This is a genomic window from uncultured Winogradskyella sp., from assembly GCF_937958655.1.
Classification (GTDB): domain Bacteria; phylum Bacteroidota; class Bacteroidia; order Flavobacteriales; family Flavobacteriaceae; genus Winogradskyella.
Genome location: NZ_CALGNH010000055.1, coordinates 14,160 through 34,401 on the forward strand (window position 1 = coordinate 14,160; position 20,242 = coordinate 34,401).

Annotated in this window: 25 protein-coding genes; 23 read left to right on the forward strand and 2 right to left on the reverse strand. The window is 34.9% G+C overall.

Translation table 11 applies throughout. From position 1 onward, the window contains the following. Window positions 1–5 precede the first annotated feature (5 nt). The 5 genes from Q0800_RS10560 to Q0800_RS10580 are packed head-to-tail and all read left to right on the forward strand — an operon-like array spanning window position 6 to window position 9,073. Window positions 6–482, forward strand: coding sequence for a hypothetical protein (locus tag Q0800_RS10560; RefSeq protein WP_299129377.1), 477 nt, complete (start codon window positions 6–8; stop codon window positions 480–482). Next, window positions 479–1,063, forward strand: coding sequence for a hypothetical protein (locus Q0800_RS10565; RefSeq protein ID WP_299129378.1), 585 nt, complete (start codon window positions 479–481; stop codon window positions 1,061–1,063). Before Q0800_RS10560 ends, Q0800_RS10565 begins: the two co-directional genes overlap by 4 nt. Next, the gene (locus tag Q0800_RS10570; protein WP_299129379.1) at window positions 1,063–4,728 is read left to right on the forward strand and encodes a hypothetical protein; all 3,666 of its coding nucleotides are present in this window, start codon (window positions 1,063–1,065) and stop codon (window positions 4,726–4,728) included. The genes Q0800_RS10565 and Q0800_RS10570 overlap by 1 nt, the downstream gene beginning before the upstream one ends. After that, window positions 4,725–7,016, forward strand: coding sequence for a hypothetical protein (locus Q0800_RS10575; RefSeq protein ID WP_299129380.1), 2,292 nt, complete (start codon window positions 4,725–4,727; stop codon window positions 7,014–7,016). The genes Q0800_RS10570 and Q0800_RS10575 overlap by 4 nt, the downstream gene beginning before the upstream one ends. Further along, window positions 7,013–9,073 carry a hypothetical protein gene (locus tag Q0800_RS10580; RefSeq protein ID WP_299129381.1) on the forward strand — a complete coding sequence of 687 codons (2,061 nt, stop codon included), beginning with the start codon at window positions 7,013–7,015 and terminating at the stop codon, window positions 9,071–9,073. The genes Q0800_RS10575 and Q0800_RS10580 overlap by 4 nt, the downstream gene beginning before the upstream one ends. On the opposite strand, the gene Q0800_RS10585 is transcribed toward Q0800_RS10580, so the two are convergent. Further along, a complete protein-coding gene (locus tag Q0800_RS10585; RefSeq protein WP_299129382.1) occupies window positions 9,024–9,242 on the reverse strand; it encodes a hypothetical protein in 219 nt (72 codons plus the stop codon). The two genes, Q0800_RS10580 and Q0800_RS10585, sit on opposite strands and share 50 nt — an antisense overlap. A gap of 89 nt (window positions 9,243–9,331) precedes the next feature. On the opposite strand from Q0800_RS10585, the gene Q0800_RS10590 reads away from it, so the two are divergent. From Q0800_RS10590 to Q0800_RS10635, 10 genes are all read left to right on the forward strand, one after another. Continuing rightward, window positions 9,332–12,415: a hypothetical protein gene (locus Q0800_RS10590; RefSeq protein ID WP_299129383.1), complete on the forward strand. Its 3,084-nt coding sequence runs from the start codon at window positions 9,332–9,334 to the stop codon at window positions 12,413–12,415. A 6-nt stretch (window positions 12,416–12,421) separates the two neighbouring features. After that, the gene (locus tag Q0800_RS10595) at window positions 12,422–13,345 is read left to right on the forward strand and encodes a hypothetical protein (RefSeq protein ID WP_299129384.1); all 924 of its coding nucleotides are present in this window, start codon (window positions 12,422–12,424) and stop codon (window positions 13,343–13,345) included. Continuing rightward, the gene (locus tag Q0800_RS10600; protein ID WP_299129385.1) at window positions 13,342–13,647 is read left to right on the forward strand and encodes a hypothetical protein; all 306 of its coding nucleotides are present in this window, start codon (window positions 13,342–13,344) and stop codon (window positions 13,645–13,647) included. The genes Q0800_RS10595 and Q0800_RS10600 overlap by 4 nt, the downstream gene beginning before the upstream one ends. A gap of 16 nt (window positions 13,648–13,663) precedes the next feature. Next, window positions 13,664–13,996 carry a hypothetical protein gene (locus Q0800_RS10605; RefSeq protein ID WP_299129386.1) on the forward strand — a complete coding sequence of 111 codons (333 nt, stop codon included), beginning with the start codon at window positions 13,664–13,666 and terminating at the stop codon, window positions 13,994–13,996. Between the two features lie 15 nt (window positions 13,997–14,011). Further along, the gene (locus tag Q0800_RS10610; RefSeq protein WP_299129387.1) at window positions 14,012–14,350 is read left to right on the forward strand and encodes a hypothetical protein; all 339 of its coding nucleotides are present in this window, start codon (window positions 14,012–14,014) and stop codon (window positions 14,348–14,350) included. Then, entirely contained in the window at window positions 14,350–14,808 is a 459-nt protein-coding gene (locus tag Q0800_RS10615; RefSeq protein WP_299129388.1) for a hypothetical protein, read from the forward strand. The genes Q0800_RS10610 and Q0800_RS10615 overlap by 1 nt, the downstream gene beginning before the upstream one ends. Window positions 14,809–14,810: 2 nt before the next feature. Continuing rightward, window positions 14,811–15,239, forward strand: coding sequence for a hypothetical protein (locus tag Q0800_RS10620; RefSeq protein WP_299129389.1), 429 nt, complete (start codon window positions 14,811–14,813; stop codon window positions 15,237–15,239). Window positions 15,240–15,348: 109 nt separating this feature from the next. Next, complete coding sequence (locus tag Q0800_RS10625) at window positions 15,349–15,789, forward strand: DUF5675 family protein (RefSeq protein ID WP_299129390.1); 441 nt, start codon at window positions 15,349–15,351, stop codon at window positions 15,787–15,789. Further along, complete coding sequence (locus tag Q0800_RS10630; protein ID WP_299129391.1) at window positions 15,786–16,136, forward strand: hypothetical protein; 351 nt, start codon at window positions 15,786–15,788, stop codon at window positions 16,134–16,136. Before Q0800_RS10625 ends, Q0800_RS10630 begins: the two co-directional genes overlap by 4 nt. A 34-nt stretch (window positions 16,137–16,170) precedes the next feature. Beyond that, window positions 16,171–16,470 carry a hypothetical protein gene (locus tag Q0800_RS10635; RefSeq protein WP_299129392.1) on the forward strand — a complete coding sequence of 100 codons (300 nt, stop codon included), beginning with the start codon at window positions 16,171–16,173 and terminating at the stop codon, window positions 16,468–16,470. A gap of 76 nt (window positions 16,471–16,546) precedes the next feature. Here Q0800_RS10635 and Q0800_RS10640 read toward each other — a convergent pair whose 3' ends face one another. Then, complete coding sequence (locus Q0800_RS10640) at window positions 16,547–16,750, reverse strand: hypothetical protein (RefSeq protein ID WP_299129393.1); 204 nt, start codon at window positions 16,748–16,750, stop codon at window positions 16,547–16,549. Between the two features lie 161 nt (window positions 16,751–16,911). Between Q0800_RS10640 and Q0800_RS10645 the strand changes: the two genes are divergently transcribed. The 8 genes from Q0800_RS10645 to Q0800_RS10680 all read left to right on the forward strand — a co-directional run bounded on the left by Q0800_RS10645 (window position 16,912) and on the right by Q0800_RS10680 (window position 20,242). After that, entirely contained in the window at window positions 16,912–17,196 is a 285-nt protein-coding gene (locus Q0800_RS10645) for a hypothetical protein (RefSeq protein ID WP_299129394.1), read from the forward strand. Window position 17,197: 1 nt separating this feature from the next. Then, window positions 17,198–17,485, forward strand: coding sequence for a hypothetical protein (locus Q0800_RS10650; RefSeq protein ID WP_299129395.1), 288 nt, complete (start codon window positions 17,198–17,200; stop codon window positions 17,483–17,485). Then, a complete protein-coding gene (locus Q0800_RS10655; RefSeq protein WP_299129396.1) occupies window positions 17,485–17,748 on the forward strand; it encodes a hypothetical protein in 264 nt (87 codons plus the stop codon). The genes Q0800_RS10650 and Q0800_RS10655 overlap by 1 nt, the downstream gene beginning before the upstream one ends. A 1-nt stretch (window position 17,749) precedes the next feature. Then, on the forward strand, window positions 17,750–18,085 hold the full coding sequence (locus Q0800_RS10660) for a LuxR C-terminal-related transcriptional regulator (protein ID WP_299129397.1): 336 nt from the start codon (window positions 17,750–17,752) through the stop codon (window positions 18,083–18,085). Between the two features lie 85 nt (window positions 18,086–18,170). Next, the gene (locus Q0800_RS10665) at window positions 18,171–18,389 is read left to right on the forward strand and encodes a hypothetical protein (RefSeq protein WP_299129398.1); all 219 of its coding nucleotides are present in this window, start codon (window positions 18,171–18,173) and stop codon (window positions 18,387–18,389) included. A gap of 226 nt (window positions 18,390–18,615) precedes the next feature. Further along, complete coding sequence (locus Q0800_RS10670) at window positions 18,616–19,032, forward strand: hypothetical protein (protein ID WP_299129399.1); 417 nt, start codon at window positions 18,616–18,618, stop codon at window positions 19,030–19,032. A 2-nt stretch (window positions 19,033–19,034) separates the two neighbouring features. Further along, window positions 19,035–19,886: a recombinase gene (locus tag Q0800_RS10675; protein ID WP_299129400.1), complete on the forward strand. Its 852-nt coding sequence runs from the start codon at window positions 19,035–19,037 to the stop codon at window positions 19,884–19,886. Further along, the gene (locus tag Q0800_RS10680; protein ID WP_299129401.1) at window positions 19,886–20,242 is read left to right on the forward strand and encodes a DUF3127 domain-containing protein; all 357 of its coding nucleotides are present in this window, start codon (window positions 19,886–19,888) and stop codon (window positions 20,240–20,242) included. Before Q0800_RS10675 ends, Q0800_RS10680 begins: the two co-directional genes overlap by 1 nt.

The following is a 20,242-nucleotide window of genomic DNA, read 5'->3' on the forward strand; positions in this document are numbered from 1 at the left end:
GATGCATGGCCACACTTCAACAGCAACTTGCAAGGGTGCAGAAGTTAACGCCAACGCATATGAGCAATGTACTTTTTGAATATCTCAAATCCTTAGAAGATGAAATGGCGGAACTCAACCGCCAACAACTCTTTAAAAAGAGTGAGGATATATTCGGACAGCCTTTGGGAACATACTCAAGGGCTACCGAATACATCACCACAAACGAGGCTTTACTTGGTAAGGAAACTATTATAAAGCGTGAGGGCGAACCCTACGATTTTAAACAGACTGGTGTATTTCTACCGTCCATTTTCGCAAAGGTGGTAAATCAACAAGTAATTTTTGGTAGTACAGATCCAAAGCTCAGTGAGATTTTCGACAACATAAGGCTAAAGAGTAAATCCTTTTTTGGGCTTCAGGATGTTAACAAAGTATTTATACTGCAAGAGCGTGTCCTACCCTATTTACAGAATTATATCCGCAAGGAACTAAAACTATGACCTATACCTATACTTCATTAGACACCGTACCGCTAAAGCTGTTCTTTCAGGCTTTAAGCACTAATGATGCGTCGTTATTAAGCAACAATAAGGACGACCTGTTGCGGATGCCAGAAGTATTAAAGCAACTAAAAGCAGATTTTGAACAGTTAGATCCTAACAACAAAATCCAAAAAACCTTTAGAACGCTAAAAGAAATAGAGGAATACAGGTCACAGTACAACGGTATTCAGTTTGCTATCGAAGCTTTAAGATTTGATAGAGATTTAGACCTAGAAAACCAATTGCGTGAGTTTGGTTTTAAACTCACAGAAGACAACTTTATCAATAACCTCGATGTTATAAAAAATGAAAGTCAAGCGTTGCTCATGTTCATCGAAGAACTAGAAGTGTTGCTACCAAAGCACAACGATAAAAAAGCAAGCAACATAGATGAAGTGATACTAGGCTATTCAAGCTACACCAATCTACAATATACAGACACCAATAGCATCACAGTAACACAGTTCTATGCACTAAAAAAGGTGTTTGACGAAAAACTAAAAACTGCACGAGAACAGGCTCGTAAAAACAAAAGATAATGGCAGAAGGTACACTCATAAAAGACCAATTAATTACCAAAGATGCTTTAGGTTGGGGTTTAGAATATGAAAAAAACCTCAATATTGCCATTGCCAAAAATGAAGAACTTAAAAAGTCTGCCATAGAACTATTTGACATCTACAAACAATTGCAAGGTGTTTCTAATAACAAGCAACTCGGCACACTACAACAAAAACAGATCACCATTACCCAAACCGCAACCAAAGCCTATGAAGATCAAGGTAAGGCATTGGCAAAAGTAGATGAAGAACGCCAAAAATCATTAACCAGTCTATTGCGCACTACTAATAAATTACAAAATGTCAATACCCAGACCAATAAACAAAATATTGAAGCACGCGAAACCCTTAGACTTCAAAACCTAGAGATAAAGCGCAATCTCACGTTTATGGGCAGGCTTACTAATGAGCGTGATAAAGCACGTAAGTCAGTTCAAGAACTTCAAGCAAAATTGGCACTTGGCAAAAAACTGAGCGACCAAGAGCAAAAAGAACTTAGGGAAAGCACTAGAGAATTCAATAAATACGATAAAGCTGTAAAAGGCATCCGTAAATCAACCAACCAATTTCAAGAAAACGTTGGTAACTACCCTAAGTTTCTTCAACCTGCCATTGCGTCTTTAAAAACGTTTATTCCATTAATAGGCGCAGGTCTAGGTTTACGTGAAGCCTTTAACTTTGCTAACGAAGCAAGACAGTTAGCCTTACAAGCAAAAGGTATAGAGTTCGCTTTTGATAGAGTTAATAATTCAAGTGAAATACTAAACAGAACCTTAAAAGCCACTCGAGGTCTGGTTTCAGAACTCGATGTTAAAAGAGCAGTTGTACAATTAGATAATTTTAATCTAAATGTAGAACAAACTGATACTTTATTAGAATTGGCGGCAGTTAGAGCAGCACAAACTGGAGATTCTTTCGAAGACATGCTTAATCAAGTGGTTTTAGGTCTCGGTAGAGAAAGTACAGCTAGGTTAGATGATTTAGGTATCACCCAAAAACGAATAAACGAAGAAGTCGATAAAGGCAAGGAATTTATGCAAGCCTTTGTTGATGTAGCTAAAGAAGAAATTCCAAGAGCTGGTGCTGTTTTAGATGAAGCTGCAAACTCACAACAGAAATTTAATGCCGCTTATGAAGATTTTCAACTATCTGTTGGAAAGGGCTTGATTTCAAAAGCTGGTGATGCTTTTAATAGGCTTGGTACTTTTATTTTAAAAGCTATTACACCAACGAAATCATTAACCGAAGAAGTTATACAACAACAAACAGAATTACAGACGTTACGATTTAGAATATTTAATGTTAATACCACTAATGAAGAAAGAGTTAGGTTAATTAATCAACTCAAATCGGTATATCCAGATTTATTAAAAAATATAGATGCTGAAAAAGTATCAAACGAAGAACTTCAAATAGCCATTAAAAGTGTCAACGATGAGTTAGTGAACAAAATCCTAATAGCTCAAGCAGATGATAAAATTGCAGAACAAGCTATAAAAACAGCAAAGGTCAAAGAAGGACTTTTATTAAATCAAGTTGAACTAGAAAATGCAGTTGCTGAAGGTTTAAAAAAAGCCGAAGGTTTTAAATTAGATTCTACCAAAACTGATATAGAAAACGCAAGAGCTTTGACAGAGTACTTAGATTCTAAAGAAACTTTTAATAATCAATATGCGGAACAAATAAAACTAATAAATTTTGGTATCAATAATATAGAAGTTCAGCAAAAGAGATTAAATAAGCAAGAAGAAGAAGGTATTAATCTATTATCAGCTAAGGATGAACTGCTAAAGCGTTTAGGAATTGAAACCAAAAAACAGTCCAACGACACAGGTGAAATAACCGAAGCCCAAGCTAGAAATGTAAAGTTCATTCAAGAATTAATTAATAAAGAACAGGAAAAACTAAAATTAGCAACTAATCGAGACGAAGCTAAAGCGATACAAGACCGTATTGTATTATTGCAAAAAGAACTACAGGCAATTCTTGGAAATAATAAAGCTTTAAAATCAAAACAAGATTTTTCACAACAAGACGCCTTCAACCTATCCAAACAACAACTACAATCCCAAATAGATGCTCAAAAACGCATTTTAGATAGCGACGACGAAACCACATCAAAACGTTTAGCATCTGTTGTTAATTACACGGACAAGTCCATACTTCTTTTACAGTTAGAACGCAAACGTGCTATTGAACTCGCCAAAGGTAGAACCGACGAAATAAAACGTATAGAACTCGCCTATTCCGATGATTACGATGCACTAATACGAGAACGTGAGGATAACGTACAGGTCATACTGCAAAGCAGTTTTGAAAAGACAAAAGCTAGAATTGAAGCCGAAAACCAGTTACAGGTCAATGCGACGAACCAACGTATCAATGAAGCACAGGCAAGATTACGAGCAGATTTAGAAACGCTTAACGGTCCTGCACGTTTGGCACGCATCCAAGCCTATGAGGATGAAGTGACCAAAATAGAACGTGAAGCTGCTGAGGAACGTCTAAGAAATCAAATAACAGTTATTGAAAAGGAACTAGCAAATCCGATGCTAGACCCAGAGCAACGTATCGCATTAGAACGTATGCTTACGGATGCCAAAATAGCACTATCCGACGAAGCAACCGAAAATGCCATTGCCAACGCAGAACTGCAAGCACAAGCCGAACAACGATTGTTCGACATGAAGCAACAACTTATCGTTCAAGCTTCACAAAACATTGCGGACAGTTTGGGTCTTAACGCAAGGAATATTGAGAACTTCTTCAATGCCTTTTTATTAAAAGCCGAAGAAACAGGTGATGCAGTTATAGATAAATACAATCAAGTATCGCAAACTTTATCGCAAATCGGATCAATAGGTGCAGTTACTGGTGATATCTTACAATCTGTATTCGAAGCCAACATTCTAGGTATAGATGAACAAATAGACGCACAAGAAGACTACTACGAACGACAAATTCAATTAGCTGGTGAAGACGAAAGCCAACGCGAAGCATTAGAACAAGAGCGAGAAATAAAACGTCAGCAGTTAGAAGAAAAGAAACGTCAGGAACAAATAAAAGCTGCAAGATTCGCAAAAGCATTTTCAATTTTTAATATCGCTATCACCACAGCTCAAGCAGCAATAGGCGCACTTGCTCCACCTCCTATTGGATTAGGTCCAGTATTAGGTATTCCTTTAGCGGCAACAGCAATCGGTTTCGGTGCTTTACAAATAGGTGCTGTACTTGCAAAACCTATACCTAAGTATCGATATGGTACTGAAGATCATCCAGGTGGACCAGCCGAAGTTGCAGAAGTACGACCAGAGGTTATTTTAGAGCCTGGTAAAAAACCATACATCCAAAAAACGAGGGCTACACTCAATTTAGCACCACATACACAGGTAATTCCATCCGTAGAAGAATTCTCAAACCAAATGATTGCAGCGTCTATTATGACGAGTTTAGCTTACGAAAAACGTAATCTCAACGACTATGAGACCTTACTCGCTTTTGAAAAATATAGCGGTGAAATGGTAGATGAGCTTAAGAACAATACCAAAGCGGTAAAAGCCTTAAAACTACGAGTTAATGTGCATAACCAAAAGTATGACATACCCTATCAGTTATTTCGTTCACAAAACATTAAATGGCCATGATAGATACTGCATACATTAACCGTACAGAATATGAAATCCAAAATACCAACATCGGTAATTTTGAGGTGGCTTCTGAGGATATCATTGGTTGGAACGACGACGAAAAAGAGTATGCACGTAACGATGATTACGAAGGTATTTTCGCTAAATTTTCCAATGCGCTGAGTTTTAAGGGTGATGCCAAAAACTGGCTTAATAATGCTAGAGATACATTAGGTATCAATGCTAAACTTAGATTGGTAAAAAACGCTTTAGACAATGAGCTAAAATGGCATCGTGAGTACACAGGATTTTTATCGATGCGCTCTTGGGAATTTAAAGATAACATTACCTCAATGAAATTTGAGTCTGGTGGATTAGAAACTACTCTAAAAGCTAGACGCAAGGATAAAGTAGAAATAGAACGTACACAGACCTTTGATGGTCGTATAATACCAGCATTGGAATTAAAGCAATTGAGTCTACCTGGTCGTCGAATTTTTTTAGAAACCAATACTGCAACTGACGATATCAATAATCAAGCCAATTGCCAAGTAGAATCCAACGCAGGTAATACACGTCATCAAATCACAGGAATTCCATTACAAATACAAGGGCAATCCCATGATCTAGCCAATAATGTGTTTTTACATTCTTCAGGTACAGAAACCCAAGGAACCACAGGAATGATGTTCTATGCCCTTAATGACAGAGAGCGAAACATGAATATTAGTTTAGATGTTGCTTTGGATGCATTTTTTCAACAGTATGAAAATGTACAATGGTGTCGTTATAAAATATGCTTGACTACCTATCAAGATGGCGCTAATTATAACATAAAAGAACGTCGTGTCCTGTATGAATTGCGATCTGAAGACCCTATAGAATCCGACGATCCTAACGACTCAGAATTAGTATTACCTAATAATGTTGATTATAATTATGGAAGTTTCATAAAAAAAATCGCCTTTAGTCATGTGGAAGATATCACGCTTTTAGAAGGTGAAAGCCTAGCTTTAGAATGTTACTTAAAATCGGATATGTTTGGTTCAAACCTCAATCCTAGAAACAATGCAGGGGTGAGAGTATTTGCACAAAACATTGTTGCTAATCTTAAAATTGAAGAAGACAGCTACTACCCACCTACCCTAACCAATGGTGTATTGGCTTATGAGTTATTAGAACGTTTAGTAGAGATTATGACGGGTGACAAATCTAATTTTAAATCCGATTATTACGGTCGTGTAGATAGAGGTTATCCGGTAGATGGACCTGGGGCTTATACATTTTTATCTCATGGCCATTGGATAAGACAATTCTCCGCAGGTGATGACCTGTACAAACCATTTTCCACATCGTTCTTAGATGCTTTTGAAAGTTTAGAGGTACTGCATGATGTAGGATTAGGTATAGAACGCATCGGTTTTAAGGAACGTATTATTCTTGAAGACTCTAAATACTTTAACGACAACAATGTTACCCTACGCCTGGGTAAAGAAGTTAATAACACATTTCAATACACCCAAGTTAACAATGTTGAGCGTAAAATAGCCGAAGATTATTATTATTCCTCAATCGTAATAGGTTCAGAAAAAGGTGGTGATTATGAAGAAGTGATGGGCTTACAAGAAACCAACACTCAAGCCAATTTTACAACCATAATTGAAGGTGTTGCCAATGAATATAAAAAAACAGCAAAATACCGTTGGGATCCTTACGGTGAAGAAATCATTAGACGACGCAACAAAATAACGGCACCGACTACGGACCAAAGTGGCGACCTAGATATCTGGGCTCACGATGTAAAACCAAGCTTATCCAATGTTTTAGAACTGAAAACATGGCAGGATGTGCTCGATGCAGAACCTATTGGAATGTTTGACCCAGAAAGCAGTTACAATTTCCTTTGGTCACCAGTTCAACTCTTATTAAAGCATGGCCATAAGATAAGCGCTGGATTAACTAAATATCCATTGAACAGTATCATTTTTGGAAACTCTACAGGGAAAAGTCAAGTTATAATTCAATCCCAAGGTAATCCACCTTATGCAGAAAATGGCAACATACCAAATGCCGATTTAGAACCAGCTAGGGACGTGCCTGAAGAAATAAAGTTCAATTATAAGGTAGACAGAAATTTCATTCAAAACGTAGAAGGATTCACGACGTTGCCTAACGGAAACAAAGTGCCAAATCTCTATGGCAAAGTTGAATTTTTAAATGAGTTTGGCGAATTGGAAAAAGCAAAAATAATCAACTTAAAGCCAAATGGTGATGGTGAATTTACAGTAATAAAAAGCGCAATATGACCTACTCACAAATAACATTGATATTCGATACAGATTTAGCGATAAACGAAAGTATACTGTTTGATGCCACAATCAATAATGGGTTTACCTTTCAAGAAATTTGGGTCAGTCTTAGAACTGGTGTTGGTAAAGTAACCCAAGGTACACCAACAAATATAGATGGTGAGCGTTCAGCAATTAATTTTGTAACAGCTTTTAATCTCGATTTCAACAATTCTAATATCTACGAAGTTACTAGAACTTATAACACGGTAGTTATTGCATCGACTATTGCTAATAATGATTTTGACAACTTTAGCAATATTGCCGATGTCACTGCAAATCCCACTACAGAAAGCACTAATGTAAGAGCAATAATAGACAATTTCGACGGTGATGTTCTGACAATAGATTCATATAGTATAATTCAAGCTACTGAAAACGGTGCCTGTTCTCATTATAGATTTCAAGTAAACACAAGCATTCAAGCAGATGAATATTATTTCTTTAATGATTCAGAAAACAGCGTCACGGTTAATAACAATCCGTTCTTTTTCGAAATACAGCGCAGTATTGGTTTTAGTATTACAGTAGTTAAAGATGAACAAATACAATTCTTAACACTTCTACCAGATGTTATTCCAAGTTTATGGAATAGCGCCAACATTAATGTCATAAGTAATTATTCGCCTAATGGCGGAACGGTAACCATAAATCTTAACAATGTTAATAATGTCGGTACTATAGAATATTCTTTAGATAACAGCAATTGGCAAACCTCAAATACATTCTCTGGTTTAGTTGCAGATGACTATACGATTTATGTTAGAGATGGCTTAGGATGTTTTCATAGTCTCGATTTTACGGTAGATAGTAATAACATTACAGAACCCTATTCTAAAATTAGTAAAAGCAACTCTATTCGTTTTGCGGTTCAAGAATCCTTTGAACCTTGCAGCGCATCGGTAAATGATGAAAATACGCTGAGCTATCAAGCTTTTGCACGTAACCAAAGACTAGCTTATAAAGAATCTTGGAAATTTAACAGTTGTGATATTGTTCCTAATCAAATATGGTCCAATTATGCCAACATCGCTATACAAGTATTAAAAGCTGATGGTAACACAGATGTAATTATTCCAACGCAATTGACCTATAATATAGGCAGAACAGATGCTAGGGATGCGATGGCTTATGGATTGGAAAATGATAAAACAGGGATTTATTTTCTTACTGGTAATCTGTATGATTTTGACACCAATTTAGATACTGGGAATGACTATACTTTAAACGGAGGTCTGCCTGAATGGGGCGTTATTGGAAATTATATGCATTATAACAATGCCTGGTATCAAATAGAAAATGTGTTTTACGATGATGACCTACAAGCAGAAGTTTTAGCTATTAACACCTTGTTCACACAATTAACTGCAACAAGCAGTATCGTTAAATGCCAATACAATAGACAGAATTTTGAGGTGTATGAATTTAATGTTGCTATGGCAGCTTATAACAATACCTGCATTCAGGTACAAATTGTAGAAACCGATAGCAGATTTCCAACTAAAACAAGACTGTCGGAATTTATTAGCGTAAAGACCGAGCATAAGGACTGTATTAAAATGATTAGTTATTCTGTAGATAATACTGATGTGTATTACCAATCTGGCATACAACACATTGCCCACTTACCAATAATAAATATCGAAGGTGGTTACGATCAAGAAAGTGAAATAAATAAAGGTGATAACGCCAGTGGCTTAATTTCAGGATCCTTATATGAAACCAATCTGTTCATTATAGGTCCTGTAACAAAGGAACACTACAGGCAAATTGTAGAACAAGCGAGTAATGAAATTGTAATTATCAACGGAACGTATTATGTAAAGAATGGTAATGTGGAAAAAGATGGACCATTAGAAGAAAGTAATTTATATGAAGTGCGATTGAATATGTTGAAATCTAAAGGTAGAGGCACATTGAATGCTTCAGATGAATTATTAAATACAAACGAAAACTTAGAGGTGCCTAATCTTGTGATTGATTCTGATGGTAATGTTGTGAGTTATCAACAATAGATTTTAAGGTCTGTTTATCGATATGAAGATGGTTATGTGTTTCGGACGTATAGTGATGATTTATAAAAGTGGTATTGGATTGCTGTTCAGCATCAGGAATGCATGAAGCAATGACTTTACCGATAAGATAACCACCAAGTGTAAAACTGATAAAAATTAAAACAACCATAATTCAAAAGTAATTGAAATAGTGAAAACTATATGATTTTTCAATTATTTAGAATTATTCTAAATAACAAAAATTAAGTATATTTGAGCATGTCTTGGCAACAACAAATACTACAGCAATTAAGTAGCATACAGAGTTTTATATCCAACTTAAATGCCAATAAAAAAAATGTTAATGATTTCGACCCTGTTTCTAATATTGAGGGTTCGGATGTATTGCATATTTCACAGAATGGTATTGATAAAAAAGCTTCCTTTACCACCGTTTTAAGTTACCTAGACAACAGTAATCTGTTTACAGAAAACAGCTATGATACTTTAGAAGGTACCAATCCTTTGCTAACTCAGCAAAACGAACAAACTACGGGTAAAATACAGTATGTAGAAGATGCTAGGCTACCGGACGAGATTACAAATGGTGATGACGTGTATTATGCCTATTACGAAAAGTTATCAACAAACACACAAAGCTTATCAGACTATAGAGAATTGACCAATGATGAAGTTAGTGTTATCGAAAACTCTCAATCTTGGCAAAACAAACTACTAAAAGTTAAGCAAGCCGATTTTTCAGATTACAACAATATGGGTGATGGTTTGGTATTTGCTATTGAAACCGATGGCAAAATAACCTCTCTAATATTTGATGTTCCGTATTCCGAGGTATTAAGAACAGATATCGGACTTTTTGAAAGTGGTAAGTCGGTTATTTTTAAGTTCTACAATGCAACTCAAGGTAAACAGATATACGGTGAAGTTAGTAATATAGAACTGGTACAATCAGACACTTTAGTTAAAGTAGATTTTGGTAATGACATTGATACGCTTGATCTTTTAGAGTATGATAATTTGCAGTTGGGTTTGCCACTAACCAATATAAGTGATGATTCTAGTGGTGGTGGTGGTGGTTTATTAACAGTAGAATCAATCACAGATTTAGCTTCTGTAGATATTAGTGTGCGCAATATAGTTTACGTTTTAGAAAATGGTCGTGGCGGAATATTTTATTATGATTCTGATGCATCAGCGGAAAATGAAGATGTAGCGTTATGTGGTGTAAAATTTCCATCTACAGGAACAGGAGCTTGGGTAAGAGATTTAAACAGTTCAGAGGGTTGGATCAAAACCGAATGGTACGGTATGAAATTCGATGCTGATTATGATGAGTGGGTTAATAATGGTACACTTAATAACTCTACAGACGAGCAGGATAAGTTTCAAGCCTGCGCAGACTATTGCTATCAAAACAAAAAGAACATGCTTTTACAAGAAGGCACAATCCTTTTGAATGGTGGTATTCGTGCATGGGTCCGTTCTACTTCGGGTGAGAAGATTGTTTGTAAAGGACAAGGAAAGGATAAGACATTTATATTTAACACCGCTATAACTTCTACTGGTGATTTGTTAGTTAATATTCCTGTAGGCGGTCAAAATACAGATGCACCAGGCATAACTGAATGGCGAGATTTTACAATATTAGAAACAAATAACGGCAACGCAAACGGTACAGGTGGCACAAATCCAATTGCATCTGCATATTGTGAGGGATTAATTGTTGAGAATGTAGATATTTTAAAGTCAGGTAATAGAGGTGTGACGGCTGAAGCTTTTGAGCGCCTTAGATTTTTTAAAGTTAAAAATGTATTTATTGGTAATAGTAATAAAAACGCTATACAGGTTGGAGGTGTAGAGCATACAGGTGAGTTACGTTGTGATATAGTTTTAGATAACGTTAAAATTGACGGATACAACTTAGTAGCTACAAGACCTAACGGAAATGTTACAGAAAATGCAGGTTTTAAAGTAACCGCATCCAATACGTCCGATTGTCACTTAACAATTATAGGTACATTGGATATTAAGAACGGACACGCCAAAGCAATAGACTTGGGCGGTTGTCAAGTGAGCAATAGCGGTGCTATTAAGATTAATAATATAGACACTCCAGATGATAGTACTATTATTAATCAGGTAGCTATGGAGGTAGGTCAAGTCAATCAAGATTTACCACCAATATTTATTGAGAATGTTACCAATGGTGGTGGTATCATTTGTCAAAATAATGATAATGGTCAAAAGGTGACATTTAACGGTGTTTATATTAGGGGCGCTGAACTCTTCGATATGTGGTCGAGATACACAGCCACCTTTAATAACTTAGATTTTAATAGAGAAGATTTAAATGCCTCATTTATAAGTCAAGAGCAGAAAAGGTCAACAATTACAGGTTCAAAAATAGATGCAGTGAGACCTTTTGAAAATGTGAGCGGTGCTTTTCTATATCCATCTAATTTAGATATAGATATTGTCGGTAGTAAAATTACGCATAAAGGCAGTCGTTACGGAGAAGAATTTTTCTCTAAAGCTAATTTCAAAGACACTCGATTGATTTGGTCGGGAAGTGGCGACCTTTTAGACGACTTTGTAATTAAAGGCGCAACCAACGCTATAGGTGTTAGTCGAGAACCTAACGGTATTCGTATCAAATCAGAAAAAACAGGAAACGGTTATATTCAGTTAAACACTAAAGTCAATAATATTGCTGGAACTTATACCGTAAAATTTAAGTTAGCTGAAACTAATGGTCAACCAATACGATTACACGCTACGCATGGATCAATTACAGACGATCAAATAATAGAAACAACAAGTACAACGGAAGTTATAGTAACTCAATACGAATTTAGAGATCAAGATGTAACCTTTAAAATAGGAAAGTTAGACGGCTATGCAGGAGACGTAGTATTGGAATATTTTAGTATTGAGCTAGATAATTTTGAACTTGTAGATAATGGTGATTTTGCAAATGGAACAGCAGATTGGCTTGAAGAGCGTGGTATATTTAGCGTGGTCAACGAGCAGGGTCAGTTACAACCGCAAAACTCTCAAACAGCTTTTGTTGTAAATAATTTAGGCTCTGTAAATTCTGGTACAGAACTCAGGATTAGAATGAATTACGTATCTGGAGCGCAAGGTTTACGTGTGCTTATAGGAAGCTCGAAGGGAAGTGCTTCAAATGGTGGGTTTCAGGATTTTACAAATACAGGTGAAATAGATTTTAATATCACAACAGCGAACACACGTACATTCTACATTAGCGTAGTGACATTAGGATCAGCGGACACGGACATAGAAACTTTTGATAATGTAAGTGTACAAGCAGTTATAAATTAATTTATCATGAAAAAACTAATAGCAATAATAGCAATAGTATTCACACAATTTTGCAGCGCACAAGAGCTAATAGAAATTACTCCAGATAGCATTGCAATATATTTAGATATTGTAGCAAAAGGTCGTTATAATTATGTGTTAAGGGATGGCGACAGCATTTCAAGAAGCACCTTAATAAACAAAGCGAATAGTCAAGCGTTATTGCAATCTATCAAATATCCAAACAGTAATATTACAGTAAGTCAACCAGACTTAGAGCCACGTACAAATTTTAAAGTCTTTATAGATAAATCAAAATTACAAGCTGGTGATAATTCGGATTTGCAGGCCCAAATAGATTCTCTAAAACAGGCTGTCGAATTTCAGGCATCTGCTATTAATAATTTATACTTAGAAGAAATACCAAATCTAAAAAGGCAGATGCAATTTGCGGATAGCCTTAACTCTAAAAAAATTGATGTGCTGAAAGCGCGGATAGAGACCTTGCAAACTTTTATAAGGGATAGCATTGCATTTGTAGTTGAAAACCCAACACAACCTACTACCAACTTATTAGGCGATTTAAGAGGTAATACAGGCGACTGGCAAGTAAGTGATAAGAGTTACACTTACATGGGCAACGTCAGTAACCGATACATTACATTTAATCTTAAAGAGCCTATACAGGTTGGTGAACGTATTAAGATAAGTTTTCATATCGAAGCACCAGACAAAATCGCAAGGCTTAGTATATGGCTATATGAATTAGAGGGTGTGGAATTACCCGCCGAATGGGAAAGCCCTAAGATTACAGATGAGATAGAAGTAGAAAATGGTTACAATGAAATTATATATAAAGTGAAATACGTCGCTAGAAATAGCATAGGATTTAGGGCAAATATAGCAGGCGGTCAGTTCACTAAGTCTAACATAAAATTAGAGCGATTATGAGTGTTCAAGCAAACGCTGTTAGGGAAGATATAATTTCTTATTTAAGTTTTTTAAAACAGTATAATTTAGAGCCGTCAGAGAGTAGTTTAGATACTTATTACATAGGGCGAACACCAAAACATCTTTATAGAACAGTAATTATTATATACTGTTTTAGATATGTAAAAAGGGTTTTTGCAGTTCAAAAAATAAGACTATTTGACGTCAAAGAATGTATCATTGAAGCAAAGCAAAAAATAAAATTGTTTGCAGATATAAATAAACGAAAACAAGAGTGGGACACTATATATAGTGTTATATAATAAAAAATAAATTTATATGGAAACCGTAATTAATATTTTATCTCAGTTTGGAGTAAGCCTTTTAGGTATGTTGCTATATACTTTTTTAGCATTTCAAAGATTTTTGAATTTAACAGATTTAAAATCATCTGTTTTTTGGGAATCTGTAAAATCAGAGTATGGTTTATCTTGGAAGATACACACCTTAGTTTCAGTTGTAATCGTTTTAATAATTGTGATAATTGTTAATGTAGTTCCAAAATCTGATGAAGCAATACAATCAGTTTCTGGCTTAGCTGTTGCTACAGAGATAGCGTCTTTTCTAACACTTGGATTTACAGTATTAGCCGGAAAAGACTCTAAAAAATAAAATAATGTCATTAAAGTGATAAATACATTACTACAAGTAGAGATTGCAAAAGATTTATTGAGCGCAAGGGATATAACGATTATAGGTGTCCTTTTAGCTATAATTGTCATACTTATATACTACATAAGTAAAAAAGATAAAACAATTGAAGCTAGAGATGCTTATATAAGAGACCAAGACAAAGAGACTTTAAAGATTTTACTAGAACTTACGAATACTCTTAAAGATAAGCAAGAATATGATAAGGAATTGAAATCGGGTGTCAATAAAATTAAAAATACAGTTACAGATAGTAATAGTAAAATAAACACACTTAATAACGTAATTCATCAGAAGTTGCTAAATATGAATTAATGAAACCACAAAGCGCACTTAATATAGCTAAAACCAACCTAAAGTTAAGATTGATGGCTGGGTTAACAGGCTTTAAAACTATTGAAACTATTGATATCCCCAAAGTAATAACAAAGTTTCCAAAAACAAAGGATGATTGGTGCTCTGTAGATATTCCGCAATTAGATAACGTTTCTTCTTGTATTTACAAAGGTTGTAAAAATAGTGTTTTTGACCCTCATTTACACAAAAAAAGACGAGAGCATTTAGCAGTGATGAATGAGGGAGGTAAGTTAACACTTTACGTTAAAGATTATGGTACTTATGTTTTAGAATACCCTAACGCTATTGTAATTCCTGAAGGTGTTGTCCATGCATGTGAATTTAACACTTATACTGTTTTAATGATATTCTGGCATCCTAGATTTAGGAAGTCATGGGATGCAGAATTTGAATCCAGTGATGATAAAATTAAATAGTTATGAAAGGCTTAGAACTAAATATTAAAATATGCGTAACCATTGCAGTCATTTTAGGTGTTTTTATGGCTATATTAAATCTTTATGGCAGTTGGTCTCAGCATCATCTTACCGTTTATGATCCATTTTTATATGCCACGCTATGCTGTATTGCATTTGCTTTTATAATGGCGTCAGTAGCTCATAAAGATCAAGATTTAAGACTTACTAAAATTTTATGGTTCAATTATCGTTTAGAACACGCTCTTAGGCTTACCGCTTATTTTTTTGGTGGTGTTATAGTTTTTGGTGTTAATAGTCCTTTAAAATGGATAGAGATAGCGCATTTTATTTTTACGGGATTAGGTATAATAAGCGGATATTTTAGTTTGCTTTTTTGGGCTAAAACTAAACAGCAAAGATTCTGGTCATACGCTGCCCTTATTGTCTGAATAGGCGGCTTTGTTCTAGGTTTTATTTTTAAGATATATAGTACAAGCTGGGCAGAAGTGATTGCTGCATTACCCTTGGCTATTTGGTTATATAAAAGTTTGAAATGATATGATCTTAAATCCAAAAATTAAAGGCGTTTTAAATCGACTATATGACAACGACCATAAACAAACATTAGGTCATTTTATATTATACGATGGTATAAATATAATTTTTGAATGTAAATCTTTAGAGCTTCCAAACAGGAATAACCAAAGAAACATAAGTCGCATAAATGCGAAATGGTATCAATGCGAATTGCGTTATTCTAAAAAATACAGTTGGCATTTCCATGTTTTAGACGTAGAGGGTCGTAGTTGGATTCTTATACACTTCGGAAATTACTACACAGATATTAGAGGTTGTATTTTACTCGGGAATGATTATGTAGATATTAATGGTGATGGGCATTTAGATGTGACAAGTTCAAGAAAGACTATTAGACGACTTCTTGAGGTTGCGCCAAAAAGATTTAATTTATTAATTAATGATTTAGACAAGCCAGGATGACAACACTATACACATGGTTTAAAATACAAAAGCCTTTGGTGAAAGTTCTAATAATTGCTTTAGTGGCAGCTATTAGTTATGGTGCTTATATCACAGCAAAAGCGACTTACAACGAGTACCGATTTATAAAAGAACGTGCTCAGCGCGTAGAATTTATTGAAACTAGGATTGACACCTTAGAAGCTCGTAAACAAAAGGAACTCGAAAACATTGGCAAAACCGTTAAAAAGTCTAGGTCCAATATCTCTAAAATCAATAAAAAGAAAACTCAAGATGAAAAAACTATTGATAGTCTTGGTGTTGATGCTAATAAGCGTAAACGCTTTTTGTCAGATTACGAAAACTGATAGCACAACACTATCTAATAAAGCGCTGGATAAGATGATTCTTGATATTGAAAAATACAGGAATTTAAAAATACGTTATGCGGAATTATTAGAAGAAGTTTCTCAACTTCAAGACGAAGTGGATGTTAGTTTGGGTAAGATAAATCTGTTAGAATCCGATAAATTAAGTTTAACTTCTGAGCTTAAAACAATTAAAGAAACAAAACCTTTAAGTGATTTTAAACGCTTTAATATTAGTATTCAATTAGGGGCTGCTCCTTTGTTTAAAGAAGATGATTTTAGTATACGGCCTTACTTTGGTTTGGGTGTTGGTTGTACAATTTTTAGATTTTAATTGTTTAGCTCTTGCATAAACAACAATAACTGATCATTAAATTACTTATAAGTGTGTATCCTTCCGGACAACATAATTAAAATTCTGGTGAGTTTTCAACAATATCTCGCTTATAAATACCTTTAATCTGTTTTACGTAATGTTCTGTCATTCTTTTGGTGCTATGGCCGTATTGATTTCTAATTGAGTCTAATTCGACACCAGCTATGATTTTATCGTCACCACCTTTATGCTTATAGCTGTACATGTTAACATCGATGCCTAAACCGTTCAAATTCAATTAATTATAAATTAATGTGAAATTTTAACATATTTTGATGTGAAAATATTTCTTAAATGTGAAATAACTTCATATATTTGTATTCACGGACTACAAAGTAATAATAAAACAGGGAATTAAAAAAGGTTTGCTAGTCAATTTAACCCTAAAGCATAATACAAATGGAAACGAAACAAACAACATATCTCAAAAATATCTACGCCAAAAGGCTGTGCATACTTAGGCAAAGATGGAATGCTTTAATGCAAGAGCAAGATACTCTTAGTCACGACGAGATCATTTCTGACAGTTTCCAAGCCAAGCGTAAACGTATAGGTAACTTGTATTCAAGATTGCAAAAAATCATTAACGAACCCACAAGCAAAGCTTTACGTGCCATGCTTACCAGTGTTCATCAAAACAGATTTAAACTACCAACTGGCATTATTACTTATAACATCCAATAACATGAAACTATTAACTAATAATTTTTCTGGATATACGCCAAGCGGCAATAGATATAAAATTACCATGAAAACTGCACCATGCGCTGTTGAAAAATACACAGCAATACACGTCTGTTTGTTTGAAGAAATTGAAGGCATCAAAAACTCTTTTTGGTCTCTACAGGATAACGTATGCAATGTTTATGTAAATCAAGAAGAATACAACGAAGCATTAAAAGTTGCTCTAATAGATGCTGAAAAAAAATTCGGAATCCAATTATTAAAATCACCTTTAAAAGTAGCAAGTTAATGGCACTAGAAGCAGGAAACTATATCAGTGTAGACATGTCCAATTTCATAGAACTATGGACATCTACCGACGAGCAAAAGGAAATTGCCATTAAGCATGATTGTTCCGTGGACCTTGGACGAAAGCTTATAAGACGAGAGCGCAAAATCACTGATAACAACCTCAGTTTTGTTACGGATATCATTGCCAAAGCTGTTGAAAATCGCAAGAATAGAATTTCATCAGATAGTAAGACCAATAAAAAAGCTTTAAAAATAATTTAAAATGTTAAAAGCACTTACACCATCAGAAAACGAAGTGATACAACTTAAGGCATTAGGCTTTATTGAAAAAGAGATAGCAGACCAACGCTGTGTATCTATCAATACAGTAAAGGCACAAGTAAAAAGCAGTATAAGAAAGTTGCGAGTACGTACAGGTTACCAAGCAGTAGCAAAGTATGTAGCAACGCATCCAGATAGGTTTAAACACATGATCGTAACGCTGTTTATAGCAATACAGAGTATCGTAATGTTCAACGATTACCGAGAAGATTACAGACGACCAGCAAAGCAAAAGACCTATAGAGTTTTTAAAGCAAACGGTAGACGAAAAAATTAGGTAAATGAGCCTTGGATACTTCTTCATGATTTGGTTAATGGTTAGTTAATAGCACCAAGGCTCAGATACCGCAATAATAAAGCAAATGGCAAACAAAAAAGACATAACAAGTCTGCGGAGACTTATCAACGAGAGTGAAGCTTTTGTAAAAAAAGGCAAAGCCCTGTTAAAAAGGCTCGAAGCTGGGGAAGAAGTTGAAAGCCCTTCCCCTACTCTGAGCAAAAAGAAAAGACGAGAGGCCTTGATAAACGAACTACTAACAACAGGCAGACGAGTTAAGAAAAAAGATATAAAAGGACTATGAAAAAGCTAAAAGCACTTTTAAAATGGTTTTTTGAGCCAAAAGAACAAGAGGATTATTACGATGATAATCAGCCTTGGTGGAACGGACAAATCTAAAAATTAACCTACTTACTTATGGACATTATTATAGGAATAGCATTAGGGCTATGCTTTTACCGATTGGTAATTAAACCCTTGAAAATAACATAAAATAATTCAATAAATCATTAATACTAAATCTTTAAAAAATGAAAACAGAAACACAAAACCAAACAGGAATAGCAACATTAGATAGCTTACCTAATCTTCACAACGCTAAAGTATCACCTAGAGAACTATCCTCTACCTATTGGACTCCAGAAGTTGAGGGCGAATACAAAGTAGGTGTTATCATGGAAATCAAAGAAGAAAACTATACAGATGATAAGTCTGGCGAAACGGTAAAACTGCCATGTATCATCATGTTAAACCAAGAGGAAGATGGAAGTTTCAATACCATCAGAAACGGATCTAAGCGATTGGTAGCAACTATTGAAAGTGCTATTGAAAGCGGTGAGCTTGTTTTAGGACAAACACCTATACGATTAAGCTACTTAGGAAAACGTAAGAACAAAACCAATTCTTACCAATCAGATAGATGGTCTGTTAAACCAATAGTACTGTAATTATGAGTGTTATTGAACAACTTAAGAAATCGATGCCGAATCTACATTCGGCTGCGGTTTCTGACGTAGAACTGTATGAAAACACCATACACGACGACCCTAAAAAATTAGGCTGTGTTGGTGCAAGTGAAGTGTCAAAACTTTTTACAAGAGCTGGATTAGATGCTAAAACTGCTCATTCATTTGCTTACGAAAAAGCATTAGAGTTAATAAATGGCTATAGAGATTATGTATCTACAAACGCCATGCTTCACGGTATCAATTCAGAGATTGATGGTTATAGAGATGTAGTAATAAAGAAATATCCTAATGCGACTTTAAGATCAGATGTTTCAATCTTTATTTCAGAAGTAGAACAAAAATCTTATTGGGCAACACCAGATGTTACAGACGAATTTGAAGGGCTTACCATAGATATTAAATGTCCTTACACACCTTACACATTTTGGAACAACGTAAAGAAAATTAACGAAGGTTACAAAGCCCAAAACCAAATGCAGATGATAGCTACAAAGCACAAAAAAGGTGCGATATGCCTTTACTTAACAAGTGCTGATGTAGATGAATTTGGAAATAAAAAGGAATACAAGATAGCACCAGAAAAACGCTCTAATTTCTTTTACCAAGATGCAGATGAAGCCATGCAAAAGGAAATTGTAAAGCGTATTAATGGCTTCTTTCCTATGCGAGACATCATCTTTAAGGACCTTACAAGCGCACCAGAAATAAGCGACGAAGAACTCTTTGATATGTGCGAAAAAAAGCAAGTCAAAAAATTTAAGGAAAACACCAATCTATTGAATCTTAACGGATCAATAGTAAAATGCAGTAACGAATATTACACTTATAAATAATGGACATCACAGGAAAATTACACTCAGTAGGCGAAACAAAAACTTTTGATAGCGGATTTCAAGTACAGGAATTCTATTTAGACCTAACAAGATTTAACCAAATGACTGGCGAAAAATACAGTAATCATGCAAGGTTTAAAATATTCAACGAAAAATGCAACCCAGACCAATATAAAGTTGGTGACATCATTAAAGTAGGATTTTCAATTAATGGAAAATCATTTGCTAAAGACGATGGTTCTGTAGGATTTGCACAAGACTTAGTTGCTTATAAAATAGACTTTGTACGTGAAGGTATAAATCAAACAGAATCACAAGAACCAATTGAAGAAGATCACGACGATTTACCATTCTAG

Bases quoted from the DNA above. Each gene is read 5' to 3' on its own strand.
- Q0800_RS10560 (WP_299129377.1), top strand. From the start codon at position 6: ATGGCCACACTTCAACAGCAACTTGCAAGGGTGCAGAAGTTAACGCCA.
- Q0800_RS10565 (WP_299129378.1), top strand. From the start codon at position 479: ATGACCTATACCTATACTTCATTAGACACCGTACCGCTAAAGCTGTTC.
- Q0800_RS10570 (WP_299129379.1), top strand. From the start codon at position 1,063: ATGGCAGAAGGTACACTCATAAAAGACCAATTAATTACCAAAGATGCT.
- Q0800_RS10575 (WP_299129380.1), top strand. From the start codon at position 4,725: ATGATAGATACTGCATACATTAACCGTACAGAATATGAAATCCAAAAT.
- Q0800_RS10580 (WP_299129381.1), top strand. From the start codon at position 7,013: ATGACCTACTCACAAATAACATTGATATTCGATACAGATTTAGCGATA.
- Q0800_RS10585 (WP_299129382.1), bottom strand. From the start codon at position 9,242: ATGGTTGTTTTAATTTTTATCAGTTTTACACTTGGTGGTTATCTTATC.
- Q0800_RS10590 (WP_299129383.1), top strand. From the start codon at position 9,332: ATGTCTTGGCAACAACAAATACTACAGCAATTAAGTAGCATACAGAGT.
- Q0800_RS10595 (WP_299129384.1), top strand. From the start codon at position 12,422: ATGAAAAAACTAATAGCAATAATAGCAATAGTATTCACACAATTTTGC.
- Q0800_RS10600 (WP_299129385.1), top strand. From the start codon at position 13,342: ATGAGTGTTCAAGCAAACGCTGTTAGGGAAGATATAATTTCTTATTTA.
- Q0800_RS10605 (WP_299129386.1), top strand. From the start codon at position 13,664: ATGGAAACCGTAATTAATATTTTATCTCAGTTTGGAGTAAGCCTTTTA.
- Q0800_RS10615 (WP_299129388.1), top strand. From the start codon at position 14,350: ATGAAACCACAAAGCGCACTTAATATAGCTAAAACCAACCTAAAGTTA.
- Q0800_RS10620 (WP_299129389.1), top strand. From the start codon at position 14,811: ATGAAAGGCTTAGAACTAAATATTAAAATATGCGTAACCATTGCAGTC.
- Q0800_RS10625 (WP_299129390.1), top strand. From the start codon at position 15,349: ATGATCTTAAATCCAAAAATTAAAGGCGTTTTAAATCGACTATATGAC.
- Q0800_RS10630 (WP_299129391.1), top strand. From the start codon at position 15,786: ATGACAACACTATACACATGGTTTAAAATACAAAAGCCTTTGGTGAAA.
- Q0800_RS10635 (WP_299129392.1), top strand. From the start codon at position 16,171: ATGATTCTTGATATTGAAAAATACAGGAATTTAAAAATACGTTATGCG.
- Q0800_RS10645 (WP_299129394.1), top strand. From the start codon at position 16,912: ATGGAAACGAAACAAACAACATATCTCAAAAATATCTACGCCAAAAGG.
- Q0800_RS10650 (WP_299129395.1), top strand. From the start codon at position 17,198: ATGAAACTATTAACTAATAATTTTTCTGGATATACGCCAAGCGGCAAT.
- Q0800_RS10655 (WP_299129396.1), top strand. From the start codon at position 17,485: ATGGCACTAGAAGCAGGAAACTATATCAGTGTAGACATGTCCAATTTC.
- Q0800_RS10660 (WP_299129397.1), top strand. From the start codon at position 17,750: ATGTTAAAAGCACTTACACCATCAGAAAACGAAGTGATACAACTTAAG.
- Q0800_RS10665 (WP_299129398.1), top strand. From the start codon at position 18,171: ATGGCAAACAAAAAAGACATAACAAGTCTGCGGAGACTTATCAACGAG.
- Q0800_RS10670 (WP_299129399.1), top strand. From the start codon at position 18,616: ATGAAAACAGAAACACAAAACCAAACAGGAATAGCAACATTAGATAGC.
- Q0800_RS10675 (WP_299129400.1), top strand. From the start codon at position 19,035: ATGAGTGTTATTGAACAACTTAAGAAATCGATGCCGAATCTACATTCG.
- Q0800_RS10680 (WP_299129401.1), top strand. From the start codon at position 19,886: ATGGACATCACAGGAAAATTACACTCAGTAGGCGAAACAAAAACTTTT.